This is a genomic window from Streptomyces eurocidicus (assembly GCF_002891295.1).
Lineage (GTDB): Bacteria > Actinomycetota > Actinomycetes > Streptomycetales > Streptomycetaceae > Streptomyces > Streptomyces eurocidicus.
In genome coordinates, this window is the sequence record NZ_LGUI01000002.1 from 674,652 (window position 1) to 701,646 (window position 26,995).

At 71.4% G+C, this 26,995-nt stretch carries 16 protein-coding genes and 1 pseudogene; 13 read left to right on the plus strand and 4 right to left on the minus strand.

Annotated features, from left to right (window positions below):
• Nucleotides 1–152: 152 nt before the first annotated feature.
• Nucleotides 153–518, minus strand: a complete 366-nt coding sequence (locus tag AF335_RS07840) for a hypothetical protein (protein WP_102917538.1) — start codon at nucleotides 516–518, stop codon at nucleotides 153–155.
• Between the two features lie 635 nt (nucleotides 519–1,153).
• On the opposite strand from AF335_RS07840, the gene AF335_RS07845 reads away from it, so the two are divergent.
• The 5 genes from AF335_RS07845 to AF335_RS07865 all read left to right on the plus strand — a co-directional run bounded on the left by AF335_RS07845 (nucleotide 1,154) and on the right by AF335_RS07865 (nucleotide 7,700).
• Complete coding sequence (locus AF335_RS07845) at nucleotides 1,154–2,869, plus strand: thiol-activated cytolysin family protein (RefSeq protein WP_170127622.1); 1,716 nt, start codon at nucleotides 1,154–1,156, stop codon at nucleotides 2,867–2,869.
• Between the two features lie 165 nt (nucleotides 2,870–3,034).
• Nucleotides 3,035–3,277 carry a hypothetical protein gene (locus tag AF335_RS07850; protein ID WP_102917540.1) on the plus strand — a complete coding sequence of 81 codons (243 nt, stop codon included), beginning with the start codon at nucleotides 3,035–3,037 and terminating at the stop codon, nucleotides 3,275–3,277.
• 447 nt (nucleotides 3,278–3,724) lie between these two features.
• On the plus strand, nucleotides 3,725–5,245 hold the full coding sequence (locus tag AF335_RS07855) for a lectin-like domain-containing protein (protein WP_102917541.1): 1,521 nt from the start codon (nucleotides 3,725–3,727) through the stop codon (nucleotides 5,243–5,245).
• Between the two features lie 368 nt (nucleotides 5,246–5,613).
• The gene (locus AF335_RS07860) at nucleotides 5,614–7,080 is read left to right on the plus strand and encodes a Ppx/GppA phosphatase family protein (RefSeq protein ID WP_211304076.1); all 1,467 of its coding nucleotides are present in this window, start codon (nucleotides 5,614–5,616) and stop codon (nucleotides 7,078–7,080) included.
• Nucleotides 7,077–7,700: a UbiX family flavin prenyltransferase gene (locus tag AF335_RS07865; protein WP_102917542.1), complete on the plus strand. Its 624-nt coding sequence runs from the start codon at nucleotides 7,077–7,079 to the stop codon at nucleotides 7,698–7,700. Before AF335_RS07860 ends, AF335_RS07865 begins: the two co-directional genes overlap by 4 nt.
• A gap of 328 nt (nucleotides 7,701–8,028) precedes the next feature.
• Here the strand turns inward: AF335_RS07865 and AF335_RS07870 are convergent.
• A pseudogene (locus AF335_RS07870) lies at nucleotides 8,029–8,523 on the minus strand (SDR family NAD(P)-dependent oxidoreductase); the annotation flags it as partial.
• Between the two features lie 71 nt (nucleotides 8,524–8,594).
• Between AF335_RS07870 and AF335_RS07875 the strand changes: the two are divergent.
• The 5 genes from AF335_RS07875 to AF335_RS07895 all read left to right on the plus strand — a co-directional run bounded on the left by AF335_RS07875 (nucleotide 8,595) and on the right by AF335_RS07895 (nucleotide 17,859).
• Complete coding sequence (locus tag AF335_RS07875; RefSeq protein ID WP_102917543.1) at nucleotides 8,595–9,524, plus strand: LysR family transcriptional regulator; 930 nt, start codon at nucleotides 8,595–8,597, stop codon at nucleotides 9,522–9,524.
• A 464-nt stretch (nucleotides 9,525–9,988) separates the two neighbouring features.
• Nucleotides 9,989–12,934 carry an AfsR/SARP family transcriptional regulator gene (locus AF335_RS07880; RefSeq protein ID WP_170127623.1) on the plus strand — a complete coding sequence of 982 codons (2,946 nt, stop codon included), beginning with the start codon at nucleotides 9,989–9,991 and terminating at the stop codon, nucleotides 12,932–12,934.
• 218 nt (nucleotides 12,935–13,152) lie between these two features.
• Nucleotides 13,153–16,020 carry an AfsR/SARP family transcriptional regulator gene (locus tag AF335_RS07885; protein WP_170127624.1) on the plus strand — a complete coding sequence of 956 codons (2,868 nt, stop codon included), beginning with the start codon at nucleotides 13,153–13,155 and terminating at the stop codon, nucleotides 16,018–16,020.
• A gap of 177 nt (nucleotides 16,021–16,197) precedes the next feature.
• Nucleotides 16,198–17,106 (plus strand): CAP domain-containing protein, encoded by a 909-nt coding sequence (locus tag AF335_RS34480; RefSeq protein ID WP_170127625.1) that lies wholly within the window; start codon nucleotides 16,198–16,200, stop codon nucleotides 17,104–17,106.
• Nucleotides 17,107–17,286: 180 nt separating this feature from the next.
• Nucleotides 17,287–17,859 (plus strand): AfsR/SARP family transcriptional regulator, encoded by a 573-nt coding sequence (locus AF335_RS07895; protein ID WP_102917546.1) that lies wholly within the window; start codon nucleotides 17,287–17,289, stop codon nucleotides 17,857–17,859.
• A gap of 262 nt (nucleotides 17,860–18,121) precedes the next feature.
• Here the strand turns inward: AF335_RS07895 and AF335_RS07900 are convergent, their stop codons facing one another.
• Both AF335_RS07900 and AF335_RS07905 read right to left on the minus strand, forming a co-directional pair.
• Nucleotides 18,122–20,239: an FG-GAP-like repeat-containing protein gene (locus AF335_RS07900; RefSeq protein ID WP_102917547.1), complete on the minus strand. Its 2,118-nt coding sequence runs from the start codon at nucleotides 20,237–20,239 to the stop codon at nucleotides 18,122–18,124.
• 271 nt (nucleotides 20,240–20,510) lie between these two features.
• Nucleotides 20,511–22,358 carry an FG-GAP-like repeat-containing protein gene (locus tag AF335_RS07905; RefSeq protein WP_102917548.1) on the minus strand — a complete coding sequence of 616 codons (1,848 nt, stop codon included), beginning with the start codon at nucleotides 22,356–22,358 and terminating at the stop codon, nucleotides 20,511–20,513.
• Nucleotides 22,359–23,205: 847 nt separating this feature from the next.
• Here AF335_RS07905 and AF335_RS07910 point away from each other — a divergent pair.
• The 3 genes from AF335_RS07910 to AF335_RS07920 all read left to right on the plus strand — a co-directional run bounded on the left by AF335_RS07910 (nucleotide 23,206) and on the right by AF335_RS07920 (nucleotide 26,903).
• Nucleotides 23,206–24,189: a ParB/RepB/Spo0J family partition protein gene (locus AF335_RS07910; protein WP_244926953.1), complete on the plus strand. Its 984-nt coding sequence runs from the start codon at nucleotides 23,206–23,208 to the stop codon at nucleotides 24,187–24,189.
• 195 nt (nucleotides 24,190–24,384) lie between these two features.
• Nucleotides 24,385–25,695 carry a preATP grasp domain-containing protein gene (locus AF335_RS07915; protein WP_102917550.1) on the plus strand — a complete coding sequence of 437 codons (1,311 nt, stop codon included), beginning with the start codon at nucleotides 24,385–24,387 and terminating at the stop codon, nucleotides 25,693–25,695.
• Between the two features lie 50 nt (nucleotides 25,696–25,745).
• Nucleotides 25,746–26,903, plus strand: a complete 1,158-nt coding sequence (locus tag AF335_RS07920; RefSeq protein ID WP_102917551.1) for a glycine amidinotransferase — start codon at nucleotides 25,746–25,748, stop codon at nucleotides 26,901–26,903.
• Nucleotides 26,904–26,995: the final 92 nt, after the last annotated feature.

A 26,995-nucleotide genomic window follows, 5' to 3' on the forward strand; every position in this document is an offset into this window, starting at 1 on the left:
GTGCCGTCGCCGGCAGGGCGGACATTGCCTGCGGCACCAGGGGCGCCCGGCGGGTCGCATAGCGGGAGGGTGATCACGCCGTTGGGGCCGGCATGGGGCCGGGGAGGGATTGCCGGATCAGGGGTGGGCACGGCTGGTGCCGTCCCCTCCGGTCAGGAGGTCTTCTGCAACAGCCAGGCGTTCGGCGTGAAGGAGGAGTTGACGAAGACCACGCAGCCGCCGCTGTAGTAGGTCTGGACCTTGGTCCAGCCCTTCGGCGGTTGCGCGCTGGCGCAGGCGTTGACCTGGGTGCCGACGGGGAGGCCGTCCAGTTGCTTGATCATCTTGATGTTCGAGCCGCTCATCACGCGGCACGAGGCGCTGGTGCCCCAGTTCACGTCGACCCAGCCGTCCGGGGTCATCGAGTCGGCGCACACCGTGCGGGTCTCGCCCGGCGACGCCTGGGCCGGGCTCGCGGCGACGGAGGCGACGAGTGTCGCGCCGAGAAGTGCCAGACCCGCGGTGCGGAGTCGTCTCATGGGGTGTCTCCCAAACGTGAAGAGTGCACTGATGCGCTGATGAGGGATCAGTGTTGGCCACGGGCATTCAATGGCCTGTGTGAAGGGATTGAGGAGAGTGTTTTCGGCCATGAGCGCCGCGAAGGGTCTTCTCAAGGCTTTGAGGAAGCCTGCGCTTCGGGGGTGCAGGTGGGGTAGGCGCGCAGGACTTCAGCAAGTCTCCAGGCGTGCAGGTCCGAGTGCGGCCGCAGCATCTTCGCGATCAAGGCACCGGTGAGCATGCCCCCGGCGGCGGGTCCTCCCGGGCCGCAGTCGGCGGGGAAGGCCGGGGGCAGCGGGGAGAGCCCGTGGGGGGCGGGGCCCGTGAAGTTCCCGGGCGGCGGGGCGAAGGAATGCACGTCGGCCGGGTGGACCAACCGGCCGGGGCATATGGCCCAACCGTGGAGCGGCGGTCGTGTCGGGTGGCGCCGGGCGTGCTGGGCTGGTGGTGCGGTCTGCAACTCCGGTCCTCTTGTCCGCCCGGTCCGTCCCCTTGTCCCCGCGCCGTCCGGGCAGCCGTCGACCGGTTCCTGTGGTGCTCGGCCGCCAGGCGCGATGCGACAAGAACCGGGGCTCGGCGGCCGGCGGGTCGCCGGGCGCGATCCGAGAAGGTTGCCATGACAGCTGACGAGAACACGGCTACGCCACCGCGGCAGGACGAGGAAGGGCCCGGCGCGCAGGTGTGGCTGGTGGACGAGGATCTGGCTCCCGCGTGGCTCATCGCGCGTGAGGACGGCACGTCGTTCGTGGAGTGGAAGGTCGACGGAGCGGACCGCTTCCAGCTGGTGCGCCTGCGCGACGACGGCAGCGCCCGGGTCGTCGACGAGCAGACCGTCCTCACCGAGCTGGTCCTGCCGGCCGGCACGGAGCCCCCGGGCATCGGCGACTACGTGCTGGTCGCCACCTCCGGCGGCGAGCGGCTGGCGAACTCGGTGCTGGGCACCGGCGATCCGGAGGCCAAGGCCGACCTCGACGACTACGTGCGGAACGTGTGGAAGCGGTTCAAACAGGTCGCCCCGCAGGAGGAGCGGCCGAAGACGCCCACGGGGGAGAAGAAGGTCGAGACCGTCAAGGGCGTCAAGCGCGTCACCCAGCCGTTCACGATGTCCAAGAAGCCCGAGGACATCCTGACCTCCGGGAAGGACGCCGACCGGATCTGGCCCGGCTCCGTCGTCCAGTCGCAGGGCATCGTCAAGGACGGCAGCCTGCTGTTCTGCTCGATCGAACCCGAGGAACGCGCCGAACTGCCGATCGTGATCAGCGCCATCGGCTCGGGCCCCTCGGTCAAGGTCCCCGCCCCTGCCTACGACAACGTCCTGGACGCGATCAAGAAGACCGTCACGGGCAAGAAGAACACCTCGCCGAACATCTACTTCCGCAGGACCGAGGCATACAGCAGCATGGAGGCCTCGCTGTCGCTCGGGCTGTCCGGTACCTACGGCGGGTTCGCCGGGAAGCTCAATGTCGAGGCCAACCGCAAGGAGACCCACAACACCCTGGTGGTCTACCTGTGCGAGCAGGCATACAGTGCCACCGCCTCGTGGGACAGCGTCAACAGCCTGTTCAGCGACAAGCTCACCAACAATCGCCTCGCCCACCTGATCAATAATCGGTACATCGGGACCGAGAACCCGCCCGTGATGATCGCCAGCGTCGTCTACGGCCGCATCCTGCTGTTCACCATGACCTCCAGCGCCTCCGAGACCGAGATCAACGCCGCTCTGTCCGCCAGCTACAACGGATGGGGCGCCACCATCGACACGGACGTCAAGAAGCACTATAAAAACATCCTCAACACCTCCGAAGTTCAAGTCCTCTCCCAGGGCGGAGACCCATCGATCATCAAGTCCCTCCTCGGCGACGGAAAACTCACCGACTACTTCGGCACGCCGCACAACATGGAGGAGTACTCGATCATCGGCTATGTCGTGAAGGAACTGGACAGCACCCCCGCGACCATGTCCGAGACCGCCAACTACAACAAGGAAGCGTGGGGCGGCGGTGACAAGATCCTCCTCACCATCGACGACTACCGCAGAGACGGCACCTCCCACAAGAAGTTCACCGTCAACCTCGAAGGCAAGGACCGCACAGCGACCGGCCCCGCCCCCGTCACCGCCTTCCTGCCCTACCCGCCGACCAAGTCCAACGGCTACACCGCAGTGCTCTTCCGCCTGCCCGGAGAATCAAGCGGTGCAGGCGTGAACTTGCCCAACATCAAGACCAAAGACTGGTTCACCGACGGCAAACTCACCACCGATGCCACGGTGAAACTCCTCGGTGTCCGTGGTCAAAACGAAGAGTTCCACTACAAGGCCGAGCTCCAGGCATAAAGACAAAGGCCCAGACGCCGATCCCGGCCGCAGCCTGTCGAACTCGCTGACCACCTTGCCGACCGCCCACCCGACCTGCCCCGGAGTCGGAAGCTCCAGTGGTCTCTGCCCGACGGCGACTTCATCGCCCAGGCGAGCCTGGCCGAGACGACGCACACGGCCGCGGTGTTCGCCGCCGAGCGGACCGCGGACGACCTGGGCCCGCTGCCCTTCGGTATGGCCTGGTTCGACCTGTTCGAACTTGAGGGGCTGAGGAGTTCCTGGAGCCCGACCAGCGATGACCGGCCGCCACTGAGCACCGGCCAGGCCGCCCCGACCGTGGCCCGGCAACGGGGCATCGGCGCCGATGTCGGTGCCGCTCGTCATGACGGTCTTCCGCCCACCGGAACGGAGCCGGGCCGACGGTGAGGACGCGCGCCTGGGCGCCCTGAGGGGCTCCGGTGCCTCAGGAGTCGAGCCCTGGAGGGCGAAGGCCCGCATGGCACGGCTACCCGTTTCGGGGTGGAGCGGGGTGGTGTAACTGTGTTGATTTCTCCGGGAGTCGTTGCCGATGTTTTCGGAAGGCGTTGGGCGCGAGCAGACTGATTGGCATCGGCTGATTTGCGTTCGTCGAGGTGTTTGAATGTGACGCCTTGTCGACGTCGGGGTCGTGTGGCGCCGACCCTACGGCCCCCTTCCAAAGGGCACTTCAGCGTGGTAGTGCCCCCGATGAAACCGGCCAGGTCTCGCCAGGCCGGATCCTGCGGACGCCGGCGCACCGATCCACGCATACCCTCATGGAGCTCGCGAACACAGCGAATCAGAACGGCGTGAACCGTCCACCCCATGGCAAGTCCGGCCAAGGAAGAGTGATTCATGACGACGCACGCGTCCGCAGCCTCCCGGCAAGTGCAGTTCCCGATCATCGAATCGTTCACCCAGAACACCGTCACCAATCCGCACTGGAAGCTGCTGGGCAGCGCGCAGCTGAACGGCGGCAGCCTGGAACTCACCCCCAATACCGCCGCGCAGGCCGGGACGGCCTTCCTCGACCAGCCGTTCTCCTCATCGCTCGGCGTCACGATCGACTTCGACTACTCCTGCGAGGGCGGCAGCGGTGTCGGATTCGGAGACGGGTTCAGCGTCTATCTGATCGACGGGGAGCAGACGACAGGCCCCGGCGGCAGGGGCGGGGCGCTCGGCTACTCCTTCACGAAGTCCGGGCCGGACACGATCGTCACCCCGGGGGTCACGGCCGGGTACGTGGGCGTCGGCTTCGACAACTTCGGGAACTTCGCCACGGCACTCGCCGGTACGGAGGGCCCGGGCCGGCTTCCCGACACCGCCGGGGTACGCGGCTCCGGCAGCCTGCGGGAAGGGTTCCGCTGGCTCACCGGTGTCCAGGTGCCCGGCGGGTTCCGCGGGTCGTGGGAGGCCGGTGCCCACATCCAGGTGTCCGTCATCGACGGCCGGCTGACCGTACGGCATGCCGACAAGGCCAACCCGAACGGCAGCCTGCTGATCGACGACTTCGACCTCGCCAGCGCTCCCGGGCAGACGCGGATGCCCGAGACGTTCAAACTCGGCTTCGCGGCGGGTACGGGCGGTGCCACCGCGGCCCACCGGATCAGGAACCTCAAGGTCGCCCTGCCCGTGAACATGCCGCTGGAGATGAGCGGCCCGCAGACGGCGAAGTCGGGCGACCGGGTCACCTACGGCATCAGCGTCGAGAACCTGGGCCCCAACGACGCCCCGGACGCCCTGGTGGAGGCCACCGTCCCGGCGGAACTCACCGACCTGGAACTGATCTGCCAGGGCGAGAACGGCGCCGTCTGCGGAACCGGCTCGGTACGGGAGGGCCTCCGCCTGCCGATCGACCTGCCCAAGGGCAGCAAGGCGATGGTCAGCCTGAGCGGCACCATCGACCACCGCTACGAGGGCCGCCTGACGTGTACGAGTCTGATCAAGTCGCCGACGCGCGCCAACACCGCCGAAAGGTACTCCGGCTCGGTCACCACCGACGTCGAACTGCCCCGCGTGAGCGTCGAATACGTACCGAACCTCCCGGGGTGGCCCCAGGGCTACCCCGAGGACGCGAAGGGGTGGGTCATCAGCTACGACTTCACCTTGGCCGCCAACGAGGAGCGGGTGGTGAAGTGGGAGGTCTCCTACACCGTGCCGCCGGGAACCCGCGTCAATCCGACAGAGACATACTGGTTCACGGTGACCAAGGACGGCAGCGACGGCAACGTCACCCTCACCTCCCCTGACGAGGGACACAGCATCGAACCCGGCACCCCCCTCGCCTTCCGCGTGCAGATGCTCTACCGGAACCAGACCGAGGCCGGCGACGGCAAGCTGGGCAACGTCCGCGCCATCGAGGTGACCTCGCCGTAAGGCCCGACCGCACCGTGATTTCGCCCAGAGCGGCACGAACGCAGGGCAGACCGCTGCTTCCCAGGAAGCAGCGGTCTTGTCGTAACCGGTCGCCAGGCTCTGTAACCATTTCGGAGTTTATCCTCCACCGGGGTCCTGGGCAGGTATGGCCGGAATGCGCCGGGCGCACCATCCACGCTGTTGAGGCGCGCGAGCCGATGGGTAAGCACCGGTGCACCACCGGCTGCCCGAGCCGCGTACAGGGCCACGTCCCGCTGTCCGTCATGGATCCCTTCGGGCGACCAGCGGGCCGGGCAGACGAAGGCCACCACCCGAGACACCGCCATAGGAACGCCGTCATGAACGCCCCGACCGGAAGAGCGATTCGTATGCCGCACGCTTACTACTGCGCCAAATGCAAGAACGAGCAGACCGACCCCCGTGACGCCGAACGCCTCGCCGACATCCTCGGGTTACCCCTGTGGTTACCCAAGGACAAGGCCGATTCATTCGGATTCCCCGACGGCGCCCTGGCGTGCCAACGAGCCATTGACGAAGCCGATTGCGTCATCTGCCAACCGCCGATCGGCCGTGACTGCGCCTGGGAACTCGGTTACGCCGCGGGCACCGGGAAGAAGATCTACGTCATCGGGCCTCTGCCGGAGGACGACTGGATGACCAAAATCGACATCCACTACGTGGACCCGGCCGCCTTGGCACCCCGCTCCCGGCGGCCCCGTGCCGACGGCGGGCCGGTCGGTGTCCCGGCCTTTGCGGAACAGGATCGAATGCAGGACCGAATATGGGACCGGATAGGCGGCGGCGCCGCATCGCTCCGGCGGCCCGGGCCGCCCAGCCACGCGTCCACCAGGGTGGCGGCGATCGACTGCGGCACCAACTCGCTCCGGCTCATCGTGGCCGACCTGCCCTCGGCGGAGCGCGGCCCGGCCGCGCGGATGGTCGAGGTGGTGGAACGATTCGACATCATCCGCTTGGGGCAGGACGTCGGTCGCACCGGGAGACTCGCGAGGAAGGCCGTCGACCGAGCGCGTGCGGTCCTCGCCGACTACGCGGCGCTGATCACCGCGTTCGATGTCGAGCGCGTTCGGATGTGCGCCACCTGGGTCTCGCGCGGCTCCGCCGACGGCGAGGAGTTTCTCGCCCTGGTGCGCGACACACTCGGCCTGACGAGCGAGGTGCTGTCCGGCGGGCAAGAAGCTCATCTGGCCTTCGAGGGAGTCATCCGCGGCCTGGCCGGTGGGATCGAGGCCCCGTACCTGATGGCCGACATCGGCGGCGGCTCGACCCAGTTCGCCCTCGGAACCTCGGACGTCGAGCATGCCGTCTCCGCCGACCTCGGGTGCGTACGGATCACGGAACACCATCTGCGCACCGATCCGCCGACACCACAGCAGATCGCCGCGGCCGAAGAGGCCATCGGGGCCGAGCTCGACAAGGCGCTGGAAGCATTGCCGGGGACGCGGGACGCCGCCCTGATCGGGGTCTCCGAAGCCGTCACCACCGTGGCGGCGATCGCCTGGGCAGGGGCGTTCTCCCCGGCCGGACACCGCCCCGGATGCCTGACCTACCACGAGGTGGACCGAGTGGTGACCGAACTGCTGGCGACCACGGCGGCGCAGCGGTCCCGGATCCCCGGCATGCACCCGGACATGGTGGACGTGATCGTCGCGAGTGCACTGGTGGTACGCGCCACGATGAAGCACACCGGCAAGGAAACGATGGTCGTCAGCCGGCACGGACTCCTGCACGGCATCGCCTGGTCGCTCGGTGACCGGCCGCCGCACACCGCTTCCCCCTCGGCTGCCGCGATCGACAACGGGAAGGTACGGTCGTGAACCTCATCGTCGGCATGACCGGCGCATCGGGTGCCGTCATCGGCGTGCGCACCCTGCAGGCATTGCGGGCCCTGGACGTGGAGACCCACCTCGTGCTCACCCGGTGGGGGCGTGCGCTGGTGGAGTACGAGACCGATTACACCGTGCGGGATCTGCACGCGATGGCCGGCCATGTCCACGGCCACGGAGACCAGGCGGCCGCGATAGCCAGCGGGTCCTATCCGACCGACGGGATGATCATCGCCCCGTGCAGCATGAAGACACTGGCCGCGATCCGGGCGGGGTACGCCGAAGACCTCGTCGTACGAGCGGCCGATGTCACGCTCAAGGAGCGAAGGAAACTCGTCCTCGTCCCCCGTGAGGCGCCACTGAACGAGATCCACCTGGAGAACATGCTGGCCCTGGCCCGCATGGGTGCCCTGATCCTCCCGCCGATGCCGGCCTTCTACAACCACCCCGAGACCATCGACGACATCGTCATGCACCTCGTGGCCCGCATCCTCGACCACTTCGGTCTCGAACTCCCGGCCGCCTTCCGCTGGAAGGGCGGGCTCAGCAGACCCCGGGTCGAGCTCGCGACGGACCCGGCCCCGGAAGCACACACGGATGCGCACGCGTAGGGGAGTCCTCTCGCAGGCGTTTGAGGACCGGGAAGACATGCGCGACATCGGTACGCAGACGCCCCGCTGTCGCCCCGCACCGTCGGGGCCCACCCGCCCGTGAGGTCAGAACTGCGGGTGGAGGTAGAAGGTCTCGTTGATGGCGGGGGTGCCGTTGGGGTTGGTCTGGTAGGGCCACTGGACGACCCAGGTGCCGTCGCCGGTTCCGTTGCCGCGGATGTCGGCGAAGCGGTGGGTGGCGTTGTCGCGCAGCAGGGTGAGGTTCGGGAAGCGCGGCTCGGGGTGTTCGAGCGTGGAGTTCTGGGTGTCGCGCGCGTAGCCGCCCGGGATCGAGGCTCGCGCCGTCGAACAGGTGGCGCACCCGGGGGTCGAGGTGGCCGAGGGTGCCCAGGCCGCTGGCCACCACCAGCAGCCGGCCTCCGGGGCGCAGGACGGGGCCGAACGCGCGCAGGACGGCGTGGGTGGCGGTATTGGACACATCGATGAACTCGTCGGCGCGCTCGGCCTGGGACTCGTCCGGCAGCAGGCGGGCGACGGCGTTGGAGATCACCACGTCGACGCCGCCGTACCGGCCCCGCAGTTCGCCGGCGAGCCGGCCGATGGCGTCGGTGTCGGTGACGTCCAGGACCCGCCCGAGCACCTGGGCACGGGTGCCGGGCAGCCGCCCCACCTCCCGGGCGGCATCGGTGACGCGCCGCTGGTCGCGTCCGGTGAGCAGGACCAGGTCGCCTGCCGCCGTCCGGGCCGCGAGCCCTTCGGTGAGAGCCCGGCCGAGCCCCTGGTTGGCGCCGGTGACGAGGGCGATGCGGGAAGCCTTCTTCATGCCTTCAACGCTAGGAACGCCCACTCCATGCGTCCAACGAAAGTTACGCATGGGTGGTATGCGTTGACGTCATGGACTTCACGGAGGTGTCCCTGACCGCGCTGCGAGTGTTCCGCGCGGTGGCCGAGCACGGCACCTTCACCGCCGCCGCGGCAGCACTGGGCTACACGCAGTCGGCGGTGTCCCGGCAGATCGCCTCGATCGAGCGGGCCGCGGGCACGGAACTGCTGGAGCGGCGGCGTGACGGCGTGCGGCTCACGCCGGCCGGGCGGCTCGTCATGCGCCGCGCGACGGTCGTGCTCGACGAGATCGGGCAGGCCGCCCGCGAGCTGTCCGGCCTGCCCGAACCCGGTGGCACCGTGCGCCTGGGCTGGGTCCCCAGCGCCGGTACCACCCTGGTCCCGCGGGCCCTTGCCGCGCTGCGGCGCAGCGACCCGGGCGTGCGCGTCATCAGCCGCGAAGGCGGCACCCCGGCGCTGGTGCGCGCCCTGCGGGCGGGCAGCATCGATCTCGCCCTGCCGGCCTCGGCGCCGCCGTTTCGCGCACCGGACGCCGAGTCGCCCCCGCTGGCGCTGCAGACGCTCACCGAACGCGCCCTCTGTCTGGCCGTGCCCGCGGCGCACCCGCCGGCCCGCGGGGATTTCGTCGATGTGGCCGACCTGCGCGGACAGCGGTGGATCGCCGGTTCGGCATCCGGTGCGGACGGGCTCATGGGGGTGTGGCCGGGCCTGGACGAGCGGCCCGAGATCGTCCACACGGCCCGGGACTGGCCGGCGAGACTGCATCTCGTCGCCGCCGGTTGCGGGCTGACCACCGTGCCCTCGGCCATGGCCGCCGCCGCGCCGCCCGGCGTGCGCGTCCTGCCGGTACGCGGTGGACCGCAGGAACTGCGGCGCCTGCTCCTGGCCCGGCTTCCCCGGCCGCCGACCGAACCCGTCGTCCGCCTCGCGGCCGCCCTGCGCACCGCGGTCCTCGGCACCGACACCGTCCCCGGTCCGTGACGCACGGCCGCCGCCCGGGCGACCGGGCCGGCACCACGCCGGGGGCCGGCCACACGGCCGTTCCCCTCGCCACGGAGGAGGACGCGCCACGGAGGAGGACGTGCCAGGAAGAGGGCGCGCCCGGAACCGGACCTCCCAGTGGTGGCCCGGCAGGGAGACGCGCACGGACCCGGCCGAAACGTGTATGGATATCGCCTGGACACCACTCCCTCCGGAGGACGGGGCCCAGTATTGGGGACGAGGGCGCCGGTGGCGGTCTCCGTCCGGCGCGGCGGCGCGGTGCCCGCCCGCGGGGGAGCGTGCCCCGGTGGCGGCCCGGCGGCGTTAAAGGATGGATTGTCCACAGGTAAGATCCAGGCCAGCGCACGCCGGGGGACGACGTGCCGAGCGCCCGGCGGGAAAACGGGGGTCGGCCCGCCGTATGGCATGCGCGCCTGAAGGCGTCAATGGGGTGGGGCGGAAAGATGGTCACCGGGGACACCGGGCTGCGGTTCGCGCTGCTCGGGCGGCTGCGCGCGTGGCGTGGCGACAGGGAGCTGGAGCTCGGCTCCCCGCAACAGCAGGCGTTCCTCGCGGTGTTGCTGCTGCGCGAGGAGCGGGCCGCCTCGGTGGCCGACGTCGTGGAGGCCCTGTGGGGCGAGAACCCGCCGCCCCGCGCCGTGGGGACCCTGCGGACGTACGTCTCGCGGCTGCGCAAGCTGCTGGAGCCGGAGCGGGCCGCGGGCGAGTCCCCTCAGGTCCTGGTGTCCGTCCCCGACGGCTATGTGCTGCACGTGCCGCGCGAGGCCGTGGACCTCGCCCGGTTCGAGGACCACGTCGCCTCGGCGGGCCGGGCCCGGGCGGCCGGGCAGCTCGCGGAGGCCCGCGCCCGGCTGCGCCTCGCGCTGGAGCCCTGGCAGGACGACCCCCTGCCGGGCGTCCCCGGCGCGGCCATGGACGCGCACCGCGCCCGGCTCGCCGACCAGCGCCTGACGGCCCTCGAAGCCCGCCTGGAGCTCGACCTGGAGCTGGACGGCCCGCGGTCGGTCCTCACGGAGCTCACCGACCTGGCCGCACGCCATCCCCTGCGCGAACGGCTGCGCGCCCTCCAGATGCGGGCGCTGCACCATGACGGCCGGTCCGCCGAAGCGCTCGCCGTCTACGACGAGACCCGCCTGCTGCTGAGCGAGGAGCTCGGACTCGAACCCGGCCCCGACCTCGCCGGAGCACGGGATCTGCTCATGCCGCCGGACGTCACCGGCGGCACCGGGCTCCCGGACCCGGTCGCGCCGCCGCTGCCCGCCCAGCTCCCGGGCGACCTCGCCGACTTCACCGGCCGCGCCACGCTCGTGGCGGACCTGTGCGCGCTGCTGACGTCCGAACGCCCCGGGGCCGCGGCCATGGTGGCGGTCTCCGGAGCCGGCGGAGTGGGCAAGAGCGCCCTCGCCGTACACGTCGCGCACCGGGTGCGGGAGACCTTCCCGGACGGACAGCTCTACACGGACCTCCAGGGCGTCGGCGGCCACCCGGCCGACCCGGCCACCGTGCTGGGCTCGTTCCTGCGGGCGCTGGGCGTGGACGCCGTCGCGATACCCGAGGGGCTGGCGGAACGCTCCGCACTCTTCCGCACCCGGCTGGACGGGCGCCGCGTGCTCATCCTCCTCGACAACGCCCACGGCCCCGAGCAGGTGCGGCCCTTCCTGCCCGGTCCGCCCTCGTGCGCCGTCCTGGTCACCAGCCGCGCCAAGCCCGCGGGGCCGGTCTCCGCACGCCTGGTCGACCTCGGCGTCATGACCCCGGACGAGGCACTCGAACTCCTGGGCAAGGTCATGGGCCGGGCCCGCGTCGCCGCCGAGGCGGACGACGCGGCCCGGCTGGTGTCGGCCTGCGGCCACCTGCCGCTGGCCGTGCGGATCGTGGCGGCCCGGCTGGCCACGCGCCCCGCGTGGCCGCTCGGCGCGCTGCACGGCCGGCTCGCCGACGAGAAGCACCGCCTGGCGGAACTGCGCGTAGCCGACCTGACCGTCGAGGCCGCCTTCGCGCTCGGCCACGCCCAGCTCAGGCCGGACCAGCAGCGTGCCTTCCGGCTGCTCGCCCTGCCCGACGGCCCGCACGTCTCCTCCGCCGCCGCGGCCGCGGTCCTGGACCTGCCCGAGCCGCAGGCCGAGGCGCTGTGCGAGTCCCTGGTCGACGTCAGCCTGCTGGAGTCGCCCACCCCGGGCCGCTACCGCTACCACGACCTGCTCCGCCTCTACGCGCGTGAACGCGCGAGCGCGGAGGAGTCCCCGGAGGGGCGGGCCGCCGCCCTGCGCCGCCTGCTGGAGTTCCTGATGTCCACGGTGCGGGCCTCGTACCCCGGCGCCCTCGACAGGGCCGAACGCCTGGGGATGACCGCGACGGTCCCGGGACTGACGTTCGCCACGGCCGAGGACGCCGGCGCCTGGCTGGCCGAGGAGGCGCCCTGCCTGTTCGCGGCGGTGCGCCAGGCGGCCAAGGCCCCCGACGGCACCCTCGCCCCGGCGGCCGACCTGCTGCTCATGACGGAGGAGCTGCTGGAACGCGGGCGCCCCGGGCCGGAGTTCGAGCAGGCGGCCGAGGAAGTGGTCGCCGCGGCGCTCCGCCTGGGCGACCGGCGCAGCGCGGGCCGTGCCTACCTGGCCCTCGGTCACGGTCACTACTACGCGGCCCGCCTCCGCGAACTGGTCGTGGTCTACCGCCAGGCGGTGGCGGCGAGCCGCGCGGTCGGCGACGCGCTCGTCATGGCCGACGCCCTGGTGCTGCTGGCCCGCTGCTTGTACCACCTGCGCCGCCACGACGAGACCCACGCCCTCCTCACCGAGGCATTGGCGGTCTTCCGGGCGCACGCCGACCGGCTCGGCGAGGCGAACGCCCTCGGCGCGCGCTGCCGGGTGCGCCAGGCGGCGGGCGAGACGGCCCCGGCGGTCGCGGACGCGGAGGAGGCCCTGGTGCTCCATCAAGGTCTGGGCAACGGCCGCCGGATGGGGTTCGCACTGTACGAACTGGGCGTCGTCCTCGGCGCCGCCGGACGGACCGCCGAGTCCGCCGCACGCCTCACCGAGGCGCTGGCCTTCTTCGGAGCTCGCCGCAACCGGCTGTGGGAAGGGCTCACCCTCTCCCGGCTCGCGGAGAACCGGCTTGCCACCGGCCGCGCCGAGGAGGCCGCCCGGCTGGCCCGGACCGCGGTCGCGACGCTGGAGGAGGTCAGGAACGACCGCGGCCGCGCCCACGCCCTGGCCGCGCTCGGCTCCGCCCTCGGCCGCATCGGGGACCACGACGGCGCCCGCGCGCACCGGCGCGCCGCGCACGAGATCTGCGCCCGCCTGGGCATGCCGGAGGCCGACGGCCTCCTCGCCCTGCTCGGCGACGAGCCCGGGCGCCGGGACGGGCCCGGACCGGCACCGATCCCCTGACGGGAGCGGCGGCTCCTCGCGTGCCGAACCCGGCACGCGGAACCGGCGCCACGGGCGATCCGTCCTCCGTGACGTCCCGTCAAAAGGTCCTCACGCCCCGCGGTCCTCACGTCGCTCGGAGACACCCCATGCCCCTCACCGCCCCTCCCGGCCACTCCTCCGACGGCGGATCCGGGCGAACCGCCGCCCACCGGTTCACCGTTCTCGGTCCCCTTCGCGTGTACGACGGATCGGCCGAACTGCCCGTCGGCGCACCCCGGTTGCAGGCGGTGCTCACGGTCCTGCTGCTGCGGGCGCGCACCCCTGTGTCCGCCCGCGAACTGATCGCCACGGTCTGGGGCGACGAGGCCCCGGCCGGCGCGCTGGGGTCGTTGCGCACCCATGTCTTCACCCTGCGCCGGCTGCTGGAGCCAGGCCGGGCACCTCGCGCCGCCGCGCGCACGCTGCTGACCACGGACGACGGCTACATCCTGCGCGTCGCCCCGGAGGACGTCGACCTGACGGTCTTCGAGCTCCGTACGGCCGAGGCACGCCGGGACCGGGCGGCCGGCCGGCCCGAACGGGCCCGGTCCCTGCTCGTCTCCGCGCTGGACCTGTGGCGCGGCAGACCGCTCGCCGGCGTGCCCGGGCCGTACGCCGACGCCCAGCGCACCCGGCTGGAGGAGCTGCGCCTGGCGGCCGTCGAGGCCCGCTGGGAGGCCGAGATCGCGCTGGGCGGGTACGACAACGCGCTCGGTCCGCTGCGCGCGCTGGCCGTCGAGCACCCGTGGCGCGAGCGGGTCCACGAGCTGCTGATGACGGCTCTGCACCGCGCCGGACGGCAGGCGGACGCACTCGACGTCCACGCGCGCGTCCGCCGTGCGCTCGCCGAGGAGCTGGGCACCCGCCCGGGTCCCGGCCTGGACCGGCTCCAGCAGCGGATCCTCACCGCCGGACCCGGGCGGCGGGCGGGCGGCCCGACCGGGTTCCGGGTTCCGGGCGGGTTCGACGGACCGGCCCAGTTGCCCCAGGACACCGCCGACTTCACCGGCCGTGACGACGAGGCCGACCGGCTGTGCACCGCGCTGGGGAGCAGCCGGATCGTCGCCCTCAGCGCGGTCAGCGGGATGGGCGGCATCGGCAAGACCGCGCTCGCCGTCCACGTGGCCCACCGGATGCGCCACCGCTTCCCGGACGGGCAGCTCTACGCGGACCTGAGGGGGACCGACCCCCGGCCCGCGGAGCCCATGGAAGTGCTGGGCCGCTTCCTGCGCGTCCTGGGCGTGCGCGCCGGTCACCTCCCGGCGCTGCCCGGGGAGCGGGCCGCCCTCTACCGTTCCATGCTGGCCACCCGGCGGGTGCTCGTCCTGCTGGACAACGCCCGCGACCTGGCCCAGGTCCGCGACCTGCTGCCCGGCGCACCCGGCAGCGCCGTCCTGCTGACCAGCCGGTCCCGGCTCGCCGGGTTGACCGGGGCCACCCTGGTCGACCTGCGGCCCCTGACCCCGGCTGAGGCCCTGGACCTGCTGACCCGGATCGTCGGCGAACGACGCGTGTCCGCCGAGCCGGAGGCCGCCGCCGAGGTGCTCGACGCCTGCGGCCGGCTGCCGCTCGCCCTCCGCATCGTGGCGTCCCGGCTGGCCGTCCGGCCCGACCAGACCCTCGTGGAGACCGCCGCGCTGCTGGCGGACGAGCGGCGCCGCCTCGGCACGTTCACGGCGGAGGACGCCGCCGTGGAGACGACCTTCCGGCTCGGCATGGAACTGCTCGACGCCGAACGCGCCCGCGCCTTCCGGCTGCTGGCCCTGCCCGAGGTGCCCGAGGTGAGCGTGGCCGCCGCCGCGGCGCTGCTCGCCCGGCCGGAGCGGGAGGCCGAGGAGCTGTGCGAGTCGCTGGTCGACCTGAGCCTGCTGGAGTCGGTCGCCCCCGGCCGCTACCGCTACCACGCCCTGCTCCGGCTCTTCGCCCGGCAGACCGCGGTCGCCGACGTACCGGATCACGAACGGACCGCCGCGCTCGCCCGCCTGCTGGAGTTCGCCCTCGCCACCGCCCTCGACGCCCACCGGGCGGCGCTGCCCGACGACCTCTTCCCCGGGCACGCGGCGCCGCTGCGCTCCACGGGCCTGGTCTTCACCGGCCCGCGGGAGGCCAACGCCTGGCTGCTCGACGAACAGTCGTCACTCCTGGGACTCATCGAACAGGCCGCGGACGACGCCTCCCTGTCGCTGACCGTCTGCGCGGACCTGCTGCTGGCCACGGACCCGCTCGGCCGCCTCGGCGCGCAGCCCTACGGCATCGAGCGCGCCGCCCGGACCCTGGCCGGGGCCGCGCGCGCCGCCGGCCACCGCACCGCGGAAGCACGCGCCCTGTACATGCTGGGCAGCTCCGTGCAGCACCGCTTCGCCATGCGGCTCGGCGCCCCCGCCCTGGACCGGGCCGTCGAGCTGTGCCGGGCGGCCGGGGACCGTACGCTGCTCGCCCACGTCCTGATAACACGGGGCGGGGGCGCGCTGGCCCTGCGCGACTTCACCGCCGCGCACGCCATGCTGAGCGAGGCGCTGACCCACTGCAGGGCCCTGGCCAGCCGCGGCACCGAGGCGTACGCGCTCGGCTTCCTCGGCCTGGCCCTGCTGGCCACCGGCCGGGCCGAGGAAGGGCTGGCGCACTGCCGCGAGGCCGTCGCCGTCACCCGGGCGACCGGTGACGTCGCGGGCCAGGCCAACGCGCTGCACAACCTCGCCCAGGTCTGCCTGCGGACCGGGCGGACGTCCGAGACCTTCGACAGCCTGCACGAGAGCCTGCGCCTGTGGCGGCAGACGGGCTCCCGCTTCCGTGAGGGCCTGCTGCTCGGCGCGATCGCCGAGGCCCACAACCTCTCGGGACAACCCGTGGCGGCCGCCGACCACGCCGCGCGGGCCCGGGACATCGCCGAAGCGCGCGGCGACGCGGGCATCCTCGCCCGCGCCCTCGCCCAGCTCGGCCACGCCCACCGGGCCCAGGGCGACGCCGACCGGGCCCGGGAGCACTACCACCGTGCGGAGAGCGTCTTCCGCGAGCTCGGCCTGCCCGACGCGGACGACGTCGCACGGCACCTCCGGGAGCCCTGACCGTGGCGCGCCGGGCCGGAGGCCGTTTTTCCCCCCCGGCCGGGAGGGAGCCGAGCGGACGTTGACCGCTCGTCAAACAGGCGTTGATCATTTCTTGAACACCCGTTCCTAGCCTCATCGAGACAAACACCCGGGCGGATCGCGTCCGGGAGCATTCGATGAGCGAGGAACCGGCCCATGCAGGCAATATCCAAGAAGTCGTCCATATGGGGCGCCGTCGCCCTGGCCGCGTTCGGCGTCGCCAGCCTGCCCGCGACGGCGCAGGCGGCCGCACAGGCCGGCCCGCTCGTCGGACTCGCCGGCAAGTGCCTGGACGTGCGCGGCGGCGTCCGTGACAACGGCACCCCGGTGCAGCTCTACGGCTGCAACGGCACGGAGTCCCAGCAGTGGATGTACGTCGAGCAGCCCGGTGAGATCGGCGCCACGATGACCGCGTTCGGCAAGTGTCTGGACGTGGCGTCCAGCGGCACCGCCGACGGCACCCCCGTCCAGCTGTGGGACTGCAACGGCACGGGCGCCCAGAAGTGGGTGCGCTACCAGGGTGACGTCCTGGTCAACCCGCAGTCCAACAAGTGCCTGGACGTGCGCGGCGGCAACACCAACGACGGCACCCCGGTCCAGCTCTACAGCTGCAACTACACCGCGTCCCAGGTGTGGAAGTTCTCCGACGGCGGCCAGAACCCGAACCCGAACCCGGACACCAAGTCGCTGCAGCGCCAGGTCTTCGACCTCGTCAACGACTACCGCGCGCAGCACGGCAAGGCGCGGCTCCAGTACGACCCGGTCGTCGAGCGCGCCGCCCAGGACGAGGCCGACGAGCAGGCCCGGCGCCAGCAGCAGGGCCACTACATCGGGACGATGGACTCGCTCCGCAAGTACGGCTACCCGCGCCCGTTCAGCGAGACCGCCGAGAACGCGGCGGGCGCCCGCGGCTTCTGGAAGGACGCCCCGTCGGTGGTCGACGCCTGGATCAAGGAGCCGCTGCACGAGCAGAATATCCTGGGCGACCAGCACAAGTACACCGGCGTCGGCGTGACGATCGACGCGAACGGCAACTACTGGTGGGCGCAGGACTTCGTCGGCTGACCGAGCCCCGACGGCCCGCCCGCTCCCGTACGACCACCTCCGGGAGGCCGCTACCGCTGCGGGCGGGCGGCGGGGAGGGCGGGGAGCGCCCCGCTCCGCCCCCGGCCCGAGTGCCTCCCGGTCGGGCATGCCCCGGAACTCCGGCATCCTGGTTCTTTCCTACCAGGAGGCATTGGATCCGTGGAATTCCGGCTGCTCGGCACGGTGGCCATCGGCACCGAGACCGGCGACGTCCCGCTCGGCCCCGCCAAACGGCGCAGCCTGCTCGCCGCCCTGCTGCTGAGGCCTAACTACCCGCTCTCGGTCGAGCGGCTGACGGCGGCGCTCTGGGACCATGAGCCACCGCTCCACGCGCGCGGGGTCATCCAGGGCCATGTGTCCAGGCTGCGGACCTTGCTCACGGCCGCCGGGGCCGGGACGCACGGGGTCGGGCTGATCACCCAGGGCGCGGGCTACGTCCTGCGGATGCCGGAGACGCTGCTGGACGCGCACCGCTTCGAGGAGCTGGTGGCCCTGGCCCGGGAGCAGTGCGCCCCGGCCGACGCCGTGGCCACGTACCAGGAGGCGCCGTCGGACGTGAGCGGGACATCAGCCGGACGTGAGCGGCGCGTCAGCGGGCCGGGCAAGGATGAGCGGATCGCGGGAACGTACCGCGAGATCCACGTCTCCACCCGGGGAGCCCCGTCATGCGCACGTCCCGCATTCCCACCACGGCAGCGGTCGCCGCGGTCGCCACCGCCGCACTGGCCCTGACCATGACCGTCGTCGGCACCGCCCTGGCGGCCACCGACGGCGATGGCGGCGCGGACGGGGCGGCGCCCCGCTCGACGGCCGCCTTCCAGGCCGCCGCCAAGCCGAAGGCCGGCGAGTCGCGCCCCGACAAGCCCCGGCCGAAGGCCGGCCAGTCGCGTCCTGAGCACCCCAGCAGCACCGAGGTTCCCCTGCCGAACCCCAGCGCCTTGCTCCGGGCCGGCCGCACACCGCGGTCGGTCCGGAGCCGCACGGGCCCGCTCGCTCAGCCGAGGTCGCTGCGGTACCAGTTCCAGCTGGTGGAGTTCTCGTTGTCCCAGACCTTCACCGGCCGGGAGACCGCGTCGTCACGACCCGCGAAGGTGTGCAGCGCGACCTCGTTCTTCCCGTCCTTCTCCTGACCCTTGTTGTAGAGGACGCCCAGGTCGGCCTTGCCGTCGCCGTCGAAGTCACCGGCCACCAGCTTGCTGCGGTCGGCGTTCCAGCTGCCGGTCGTGGTGTCGTTGTTGTCCCACGCGCGCTTCGGCCCGGCGATGCCGTCGGTGCGGCCGTAGGCGATGTGGAAGGCGGTGCGGTTGCTTCCGGACTTGTCCTTGCCCTCGTCGTAGAGGATGCCGAGGTCGGCCTTGCCGTCGCCGTTGAAGTCGCCCGCGACCGGCTTGCTGCGCTCCCAGTTCCAGGACCCGGTGGTCCGGTCGTTGTTGTCCCAGACGCGCTTCGGCCGGGTGATGGCATCGGTGGTGCCGTAGCCGATGTGGAAGGCGGTGCGGAAGTCTCCGGTGTCGTCCTTGCCCTCGTTGTACAGGATGCCGAGGTCGGCCTTGCCGTCGCCGTTGAAGTCTCCGGCGACGGGCTTGCTGCGTTCCCAGTTCCAGGACCCGGTGGTGCGGTCGTTGTTGTCCCAGACGCGCTTCGGGCCCCGGATCCCGCCGTCGTACGAGTACATGATGTGGAAGGCCGTGTGGTTCATGTTGTCGTCGCCCTGGCCCTCGTTGTAGAGGATGCCGAGGTCGGCCTTGCCGTCGCCGTTGAAGTCGCCCGCGACCGGCTTGCTGCGCTCCCAGGTCCAGCTGCCCGTGGTCCGGTCGTTGTTGTCCCAGACCTTGGCCGGGGCCTTGAACGACTTGCCGTCGCTGAGGAACTCGTACAGCGAGGTGCGGAAGTCACCGGTGTCGTCCCGGCCGTCGTTGTACAGGACCGCGACGTCCGTCTTCCCGTCGCCGTTGAAGTCCCCGACGGTCATCTTGCTGCGGTCGGCGTTCCAGCTCCCGGCGGAGGCCGCTTCGTTGTCCCACACCTTGACGGGCGCGTCGAAGCCATGACCGTTGCTGGTGAACTTGTACAGCGAGGTCATGTTCTTGCCCGCGTCGGACCTGCCGTTGTTGTAGAGGACGGCGATGTCGGCCTTGCCGTCGCCGTCGAAGTCGCCGGTGGTGGTGCTGGGGACAGCCTTGTTGGCGACGAAGAAGCCGGACGCGGCGGACATCGGGCCGTCCTTGCCGGCCGCGTTCTTGGCCCGGACGGTCAGGGTGTGCGGGCCGTCCGCCAGTTCGGTGGTGTCCAGGGACGCGGCGTACTGGGTGCCGGGGGTGGCGACGGACTCCACCAGCCGGCCGTCGACGTAGAACTCCATGCCGGTGGGGGTGCCGACGCTCTCGGACGCCGAGGCGGTGAGGGAGACCTGACCGTCCAGGATCGCCTGGTCCGCCGGGCCGGTCACCTTGGCCTCGGCCGGACCGGCGCCGGTGTCCTCGGCGCCCGGCTCGGGAGTGACGGGCCCGTCGACTATGTTGTCGTAACGGTACGCACCGTAGCCGTCGGTGGGGTGGCCCGAGAGCCAGGAGTCGTTGAGGTTCCCCACATAGCGCTGGGTGACCACTCTGCGGCCGCTCTCGGAGTAGTAGTAGAACGTCCGGGCCGACTTGTCGATCCAGCCGGCGAAGATGATGACGTGGCTCTGCGTGTTGTTGAGGATGTCGCCGGGTTTGAGGTCGGACGTGCTGATCCGGGTCGTGACATCGCGCAGGGACCAGGTGTTGCGGCTCTGCTTGAGCATCCAGGCCATGGAGACGTAGCCCGAGCAGTCCTGGCGGTACCAGCCGCCCGTCGCCTCGTCCTTGTACCAGCTGTAGGGCGAGTTGAGTCCGTTCTCGCTGTACGGAACCTTGTTGGCGGCCCAGTCTCTCGCCCGGTCCAGCACCTGTTGCCGTGTGACGCGGCTTCCCGCGGCGGCGCCGTGGCCGAGGGTGCCTGTCGAGACCACCGGCATCCCGTCGGACTGCCGGGATTCGGCGTGTGCCGTCCCGGTGGCAAGGGCGGCCGAGGCGATCGCGGTCACGAGGATCAGGGACGCGCCACGGCGGGCGGATTCCTTCAGAAGCATGGGTGTCTCCAGACACGTCGAAGCGAGGAACAACGCAGGTGACGAGAAGCCCCCGCGGGCAGGGGGCGTACTTCGCGGCCGCACAGGCGGTGCGGTGCCGCGTGGTGAGTGCCCGCATCACCTTGACGAAGCGCGTCGCGAAGATGTGACGGTGGAGACGGAATTTCTTTTGAGTTGTTCCGGAGAAACCGAAGCCCCGCCGCGCTGTCGCACGGCGGGGGCTGGTGGGGTGGAGGCGACGGACGGCAGGGGGTTACGCGCCCGCCATGTGTCAGGCCAGGTCGCTGCGGTACCACCGCCAGGAGCTGAACGTACGGCTGCCCCAGGACTCGGCCGGCGGGGAGACGGCCTCGGCGCGGCCGGCGAAGGTGAACAGCTTGACCTCGCCCTTGCCTTCGGGGGTCTCGCCGCTGTTGTAGAGGACGCCCAGGTCGGCCTTGCCGTCGCCGTCGAAGTCACCGGCGGTCGGCTTGGCGGAGTCGGCGTTCCAACTGCCGGTGGTGCGGTCGTTGTTGTCCCACGCGCGCTTGGGGGCGTTGACGCCGTCGGCGCGGCCGTAGGCGATGTGGAAGGCGGTGCGGTTGCTTCCGGTCTTGTCCTTGCCTTCGTCGTAGAGGATGCCGAGGTCGGCTTTGCCGTCGCCGTTGAAGTCTCCGGCGACGGGCTTGCTGCGTTCCCAGTTCCAGGATCCGGTGGTGCGGTCGTTGTTGTCCCAGACGCGCTTCGGCCCGGCGATGCCGTCGGCGCGGCCGTAGCCGATGTGGAAGGCGGTCCGGAAGTCGCCGGTGCTGTCCTTGCCCTCGTTGTAGAGGATGCCGAGGTCGGCTTTGCCGTCGCCGTTGAAGTCCCCGGCGACCGGCTTGCTGCTCTGCCAGTTCCAGGACCCGGTGGTGCGGTCATTGTTGTCCCACGCCCGCTTGGGCTCCCGGATCCCGTCGGCCGTGGCGTAGGCGATGTGGAAGGCGGTGCGGAAGTCTCCGGTGTCGTCCCTTCCCTCGTTGTAGAGGATGCCGACGTCGGCCTTGCCGTCGCCGTTGAAGTCGCCCGCGACCGGCTTGGACCGCTTCCAGTCCCATGACCGGGTGCTCCGCCACCGCTTCACCGGCTTGTCGAAGCCGGAGCCGTGGCTGGTGAAGGTCCACAGCGCGGTGCGGTTGTTCCCGGCCTCGTCCCGGCCCTCGTTGTAGAGGACGCCGATGTCCGTCCTGCCGTCGCCGTTGAAGTCCCCAGCGGTGACCTTGGAATCGGCCCAGTCCCAGGAGCCGGAACCGGCCTCCAGGTTGTCCCACACCTTCACCGGCGTGGCGAACGAGCCCTGGCCCGTGCTGAGCAGGGTCCACAGCGCGGTGTGGTTGTTGTCGCCCTCCCGGTCGTAGCCGTAGAGGATCGCGACGTCGGCCTTGCCGTCGCCGTCGAAGTCGCCGGTGGTACGGCCGGCCGTGCCCCGGTTGGCGACGAAGAAGGAGACGCCCGAGGACATCGGCCCGGTCCGGCCGGCGTCGTTGACCGCGCGGGCGGTCACGGTGTGCGGCCCCTCCGCCAGGGTCGTGGTGTCCAGGCTCACGCTGTACGAGGGCCCGGCCCCGGAAGCCGTACCGGCGGCGTCGCCGTCCACGAAGAAGGCGGCACCGGCCGGCTTCCCCGCCTCCTCGCTCACCGACGCGGACAGCGTGACCGTACCGCTGAGGACGCCGCGGTCCTCCGGGCCCGTGACGCGGGTGACGGGCGGGGTGGCGCGCGGGTACGGGTCGACGCCGTCGTCGACCAGGCCCTTCTCGCGGGCGCAGCTGCCCCACTGGCTCGCCCCGGAACCCCGGAGGATCCTTTCCGCGACGGTGATCTGCTCCTTCTTGGACGCCTTGTGCGGGTACTCGGCGAACTCCCGTCCGTTGTAGGCGTCCCAGGTGGGCTTCATGATCTGGAGGCCGCCGTAGTACGGGCCGTCGGGGTTGACGACGGTCCAGTCGCCCGAGCTCTCGCACTGGGCCATCCGCTCCCACATCGCCAGGGAGGCGGCGGAGGCGGGAGAGGCGGAGGTGAGAAGCGCGGCGGGGGCGAGGGAGGAGAGGAGGGCGGCGGCGAGGGCGAGACGCACGGCGCCGCGGGGTCTTTCGGGCATGGAGGACGTCCTGTGGAGGAGAGGAGGGCGTACCGCACCGCGCAGGCGGTGCGGTGCCGCATGGTGAGTGCCTGCTCCCACACTGACGAAGCGTGTCGCGAAGATGTGACGGCGGAGACGAAACCGGTCCGGGCCGGGCTGGGTCGCTCCGGCGGAACCGAAGCCTCCGCCACGCTGCGCGATGCTCGGTCATGCCTCCCGGGGGGGGCTGCGGCTCCGGTACGGGGCTCCGTTCTTCCGCCCCGGGGCTCGACCCGCACGGCTTCCGCGTGTCATGCTCCACCCCCGGATTGTGACGGCGGCATGAACACTGTCGTACAAGATCACTTCCGGGTGTGGCGCCCTTGCGCGCGGACGGCTCGCCGGGAGGCTCCGGGCGGGCGCGCCGCCGGGGCCTCCGCTTGCCTTGGCGTCACCCCCGTGATTTCAGGGCGGAGGCGGTCGGCGGGGGACTCCGGAAGGCCGTGCGCCGAACCGCGCCCGGGGTGTGCGGTGCCTCGAACCGGGTCGTATCAAGGTCAGTTGATGGCGTGACTCCTCTGTGGCAGGGTCGGGCCGAGATGCCAAGGGGGAGGGCACGGGACATGACGTTTCACAATTCCTTCGGCCTGTCCGCCGAGCGGCGCCACGCCGATTCTCATGGGTACACGTCTCCGGGGCGGGCGGGAATTTCGTAGCCGGATCCCGCGGCGGGCGGTCTCCGTCCGCCGGTCCGTGCTGCCTTCATTCCTGTCGCGTTCCGGTCCTCTGTCGGAAATATGCGAGAAATTCAATGAAATCCCTCGGGAGTGCCATGACGGCACCTCATTCGGCCCGCGTCCCGGGAAAGCGGGATGGATCCACCGTAGTGCTGGCACAGGTCAGTGACCTGTTCCTGGCCGATTCACCAAGAGTCGACGGCGTGGTGGAGGGTCATGTCCGAAAACTGGCCGGACTTGAAACCCCGCTTCCGCCGATCGTGGTCCAGCGCCACACGATGCGCGTCATCGACGGAATGCACCGGTTACTCGCGGCCAAGCGCCGCGGTGCCGAACGGCTGCCGGTCCAGTTCTTCGACGGGAGCGACGAGGAGGCATTCCTCCTCGCCGTCAGGCTGAATGCCCAGCACGGCCTGCCGCTGTCACGGGCCGACCGGCGGGCGGCGGCGTCGCGATTCATCGCGTCCCACCCCGAGTGGTCCGACCGGCGGGTGGCCGCGACGACGGGCCTCTCGGCCGCCACCGTCGGGTCGATCCGGAAGCGTTCAACTGACGAAACCGCGCAGTTGACCGCCAGAACCGGCCGTGACGGCAAGGCGCGCCCGCTCAGACCGGCCGAAGGGCGGCTCCGCGCGGCCGAGCTGATCAAGGAACGGCCGGAGAGCTCGCTCCGGCAGATCGCGGCGGCCGCCGGGGTGGCCCCGGCGACCGTCCGGGACGTACGCGAACGGCTGCGCCAGGGGCGGGACCCCGTCCCGGACAAGCTCCGGAACCTCGACGGCGCGGACCGCCGCCCCTCCGCGACCGCCGGGCCGGCCACGCGGACCCGGTCCGCCACGGGCGTCCGGGCCGCCGCCGTGACGGATCCCGGCGGGACGAACCCTCTCCCGGACGGGCCGTCCACCGCGGTGGACAGCCTGCGGCGGGATCCTTCCTTGCGCTTCTCCGAAGCGGGGCGGGAACTCCTGCGCCTCCTGACGGTCAACGCCATGCCCCGCGAGTCGTGGGAACAGCTGGCGGCCGCCGTCCCCGCGCACCGCCGTGACGTCTGCGCGAGTCTGGCGCGTGAACACGCCAGACGGTGGGCCGCGTTCTCCGATCTGCTGGCGCGGGAAGCGGAGTCGGCGGCCTGACCCGGCCCGATTCGGTGCCCGTCCCCGGCACCCGGCGATCGCGTGGTTCCGCATAGCACCGGACGACGCATTTGTCACTACCATTTTTTCTACTTGATCATCTTTCCTTGACATGTTTTCCGCTCTTCTGAACGATGGCTCAGTCAATTCGAGTTGATCATGAGTCAGGCGACCGGAAACGGACGGAGATACGCGGTGACGAGACTGCTTGTCGGAAACGACTTCGGTGAAGAGTTGCGCAAACGTCCGGGTGCCGGCTGGTGGGTACAGCGACTGGTCTGGTTCGCCCAGGACGGCGACATACTCGTCCTGCCGGTACGGCCCGAAGAGGATTACCTGCGGTACGTCACCTCGATGACCGGAACCCGGCTCTCCTCGCTGAAAGTGATAATTCCGCCGCCCGGCCATCTCGGGGCGGAGATGCTGACGTCCGACCGGCTTCGCGACAAGGAATTCCTCGACGAACTGGGCGAGGCCGTCGCCGGTGCCGCCGTCGACAGCGTCCTCGCGCTGTTTCCCGATGCCGCGATCGCCTCCCTGGCCGAGGCGCTGGGCCTCGAGAACCGGATGCCGGGGTACGCGTTCGTCAGCCAGGGCGGCGGGGCCATCGTCAACAGCAAGGCGTTCTTCCGCGCCGTGGCGGCGGGCGCCGGAGCGCCGATACCGGAAGGCACGGTCTGCCCCACCCCGCAGGCGGCCGAGGAGGCCGTGCTCAAGCTGCTGGCGGCGGGCCATGTCGCGATCCTCAAGCACGAGTTCCTCTCCAGCGGCAAGGGCAACGAGATCCTCAGCCCCTACGACGGCGTCCGGCCGATCGGGGCCCGGAGCGCGACCGTCGTGACCGACCGGGCCGCTGTCCACGCGTACCTCGCGGAGCGGTGGGACGCGCTCTCGGGCGACGGCCGCAACCAGGTGGTGGTCGAGCGCTACTTCCCCGACAGCGCCGCCGCGTTCGCGGAATTCCTCATCACGGACGAAGGCATCGAGTTCGGCGGGCAGGGCGACATGCTGTCCGAGCCCTTCGCGATCGCCCAGATCATCCCCGCCCCGGCACTGACGCCGGATCAGGCACAGCGGCTCGTGGCGGCGGGGCGGCTGCTGTGCGAGCCCCTGCACGCGATGGGCTACCGGGGCAGGCTCAGCGCGGACGGCATCGTCACACCCGACGGCGACGTCCTGTTCACCGAGTACAACGGCCGGGTCACCGGATCCACCCATGTCTACGCCGTGATCGGCGAGCAGGTCGTCGGCGCCGACTACGCCCGCGACCGGGTCCTGTTCGAACACCTGTGGCCGGAGGGCTGGACCGCACCGTCCTTCGCCGCGGTCGTGGCCCGGATCTCCGGCGCCGGTCTGGCCTACGACCCGGCGACCCGCACCGGCGTCGTCCTCGCCAGCGCCTTCAACCGCCCCGACGACGCCCTCCACTGCTGTGTGGTCGCCGAGTCCCTGGCGGCGGCCCAGGAGATCCGGCTCCGGCTCGAGCCGCTCTTCACCGGCGACTGACCCATGTCGGCCGGCACGCACCCCACCCACGTACCCCTGGAAAGGTTCCGATGTCGCTGAACAGCTACGACGAGTGGTCCCCGCTCAAGGAGGTCATCGTCGGATCGGCGCAGAACTACACCTCCCACGAACGGGAGCTGTCCTTCGACCTGTTCTTCCACGAGAACATCACCCAGGACAACGTCTCCCGCTCCGAGTGGTACTACCCCCGGGTGGGCCCCTCGCCGGAGGGGGCGCCCCGGGCGGCCCGCTCGCCGATCAAGCAGCGGTACGTCGAGGAGCTCAACGAGGACGTCGAAGGCATCGCCGAGGTCCTGGAGTCGCTGTCCGTGAAGGTCCACCGGCCCATGTCGGTGCAGGACGCCGCCGAGGTGCGCACCCCGGCGTGGTCGGCCGGGGTCGTCCCGCCGCTCAACGTCAGGGACAACACCCTCATCCTGGGTGACGAGATCATCGAAACCCCGCCGATGATCCGCTCCCGGTACTTCGAGACCCAGTTCCTCACCCCGGTCTTCGCCGACTACTTCCGCCGGGGCGCCCGCTGGACGGTGATGCCCCGCCCCCTGATGACGGACGCCTCCTTCGACCTCTCGTACGCGCGCACCGCCACCGCGGGCGGGCCCGTCGAGCCGATCGGCGAACCCCGGCCGTCGCCGTACGACGTCGGACACGAGATGATGTTCGACGGCGCCCAGTGCCTGCGCCTGGGCAAGGACCTGGTGGTCAACATCTCCACCGCCAACCACGCGCTCGCGGTGGACTGGCTGGAGCGCCACCTCGAAGGGCGGTTCCGCGTCCACCGGGTGCACCGCCTGAGCGACAGCCACATCGACAGCATGGTGCTCGCCCTGCGCCCCGGGACCCTGCTGGTCCGGTCCAAGGAGGTCGCGGAGTACCTGCCCGAGCCGCTGCGCTCCTGGGACCTGATCGTCCCGCCCGAGGCCACGTCGAACAACTTCCCCCGGTACGAGGACGACGACCTGATCCTCACCAGCCGCTACATCGACCTGAACGTGCTGTCGGTCGGCCCCGACACCGTTCTGGTGAACGAGGCGTGCCCGGAGCTGATGCGCACCCTGGAGAGCCGGGGCTTCACCGTCGTCCCCGTCCGCCACCGCCACCGCCGGCTGTTCGGCGGCGGCTTCCACTGCTTCACCCTGGACACCGTCCGCGAGGGATCCGGCCCCGAGGACTACTTCGGCGGCTGACCGGGGGACGGCAAGCCGTGCGGGCGCGGTCCCCGCACGGCGCAGGGGCCTCCCCGACACCGCACCCCCCGCCCGCTCACCCAGTGGAGTCG

Excerpts from the sequence above, each read along its gene's own strand:
- AF335_RS07840 (WP_102917538.1), bottom strand. The coding sequence starts at position 518 with ATGAGACGACTCCGCACCGCGGGTCTGGCACTTCTCGGCGCGACACTC.
- AF335_RS07845 (WP_170127622.1), top strand. The coding sequence starts at position 1,154 with ATGACAGCTGACGAGAACACGGCTACGCCACCGCGGCAGGACGAGGAA.
- AF335_RS07855 (WP_102917541.1), top strand. The coding sequence starts at position 3,725 with ATGACGACGCACGCGTCCGCAGCCTCCCGGCAAGTGCAGTTCCCGATC.
- AF335_RS07860 (WP_211304076.1), top strand. The coding sequence starts at position 5,614 with ATGCCGCACGCTTACTACTGCGCCAAATGCAAGAACGAGCAGACCGAC.
- AF335_RS07875 (WP_102917543.1), top strand. The coding sequence starts at position 8,595 with ATGGACTTCACGGAGGTGTCCCTGACCGCGCTGCGAGTGTTCCGCGCG.
- AF335_RS07880 (WP_170127623.1), top strand. The coding sequence starts at position 9,989 with ATGGTCACCGGGGACACCGGGCTGCGGTTCGCGCTGCTCGGGCGGCTG.
- AF335_RS34480 (WP_170127625.1), top strand. The coding sequence starts at position 16,198 with ATGCAGGCAATATCCAAGAAGTCGTCCATATGGGGCGCCGTCGCCCTG.
- AF335_RS07900 (WP_102917547.1), bottom strand. The coding sequence starts at position 20,239 with ATGCTTCTGAAGGAATCCGCCCGCCGTGGCGCGTCCCTGATCCTCGTG.
- AF335_RS07905 (WP_102917548.1), bottom strand. The coding sequence starts at position 22,358 with ATGCCCGAAAGACCCCGCGGCGCCGTGCGTCTCGCCCTCGCCGCCGCC.
- AF335_RS07920 (WP_102917551.1), top strand. The coding sequence starts at position 25,746 with ATGTCGCTGAACAGCTACGACGAGTGGTCCCCGCTCAAGGAGGTCATC.